Origin of the sequence: Moorena sp. SIO4A1, from assembly GCF_010672065.1 — a bacterium.
GTDB lineage: Bacteria > Cyanobacteriota > Cyanobacteriia > Cyanobacteriales > Coleofasciculaceae > Moorena.
This window is the reverse complement of sequence record NZ_JAAHHX010000686.1, coordinates 1-1,495: the sequence shown is the minus strand read 5'-3', so window position 1 is coordinate 1,495 and position 1,495 is coordinate 1. Positions and strand designations below refer to the sequence as shown.

Below are 1,495 nucleotides of genomic sequence, written 5' to 3'. Positions count from 1 at the left end.
ATTACCTATTACCCATTACCTATTACCTATTACCTATTACCTATTACCCAGATAAGCGTACAAATGTTCTGCATAAGTGACATGCTCCCTTATTTACCATTGTTTTAGCTGAGATTTAATAATATTGAAAACTACAAAAATAAGCGTTATATAGCGTTTATCGCAGTTATGAGGTACAGTCTTCTTTGACATTGATTCCCTGTTAGGTGCGCTCTTACCATTAAGAATTAAATTCGCCACGGGTCGCACCTCTTGATGCAGCGCATTGCTATTCCCTATTCCCTATTCCCTCTTCTCTGTTCCCTGCTCCCTGCTCCCTTGCTATATTGACTTTGACCATTGACAATCAAAAATTAACAATTAACAAGTGATGAGTTAGCTCAATAATAAGTATTCAACTGGACTTGAGATCAGCAGTTTATTAACCACAAGGATTTCATGGCTACATCTCCCCTTTCCCCTCGTTTGTTGAGAGGGGCAATAGTCGCTCTAGACCCTGCTAACCCCCTAGCTAGTGTGATTATTTTCCAGTACAATCCGGAGACGATGACGCGATCGCTTACGCCCCGGACAGCAGGAGCGGATTTGTCTGCACAGGGTAAATCTGACCTAGACCCTACTGAAGCAAGTGGCATTGCGATGCTCGGTACGAGCCGCTACGGGATTGACCTTTGGTCACGCTACGCGATCGCATCTTACTAATCGGACTAAATATAGCAGTCGAAGTAATAGCAGTCGAAGTAAAGGTTAAGACATATTTCTGTTCCCAGATCCGCTGTTCCCTGTTCCCTTTTCTATAACAACTATTCCGATACTGTCCTATAAAATTTTACTACTAATAGAATAACTAGTGTAGCAACTCTTATACCATAGTTTGGTCAAAAAATACATAACCAAGTGCTAGTTTTTTTTGCGAGTTTCAACGATACCGTAGCGATGGGCGTTATCGTTGAGTAGGTGATACCACCAAAGAGAAACTATGTCTAAAACCATGACCTCTGCTGTTGTGCCTAATACTCCTGTACCGCCAACCCAATATGAACTTCCCTGTGATGACGGTATTCCCATGGAAACGGAACGACATAAACTTCAGATGGAATTGCTGATTGATCCGTTATACCCTTGGTTAGCCCAGTGGGAAGATGGCTATGTTGGGGGTAATATGTTTCTTCATTTCAGTGCAGCACAAATTAGGAATCAAGACTTCCGTGTCTTGATGCAGTCGCTCATGGGGGAAACCCCCAAGACCGCGCTGCATCGCTTCGCGAAGCGTGGCCTACGGCCTTGGTCCGGATGTATTTGTAGTGCTTGGAGTTCCCAAAGTCGAACGACTAAGTTGGGTAGTTTGGGAAGAAGGTAAAGGACCTGATGTCATCATTGAGCTAATTTATGATAGTACAGCTAACACCGATAAAACTACTAAAAAAGTAGTTTATCAAGACCAAGTCAGAGTACCAGAGTATTTTTGGTACGACCCGTTTAATCCAGAGGATTA

At 42.8% G+C, this 1,495-nt stretch carries 1 protein-coding gene and 1 pseudogene; both read left to right on the top strand.

Features of this window, described 5'->3' with window-relative positions:
* Positions 1 to 438: 438 nt before the first annotated feature.
* Complete coding sequence (locus F6K53_RS41940; RefSeq protein ID WP_075896879.1) at positions 439 to 702, top strand: hypothetical protein; 264 nt, start codon at positions 439 to 441, stop codon at positions 700 to 702.
* Positions 703 to 979: 277 nt separating this feature from the next.
* Positions 980 to 1,495 (top strand): annotated as a pseudogene (locus F6K53_RS41935) (Uma2 family endonuclease); the annotation flags it as partial.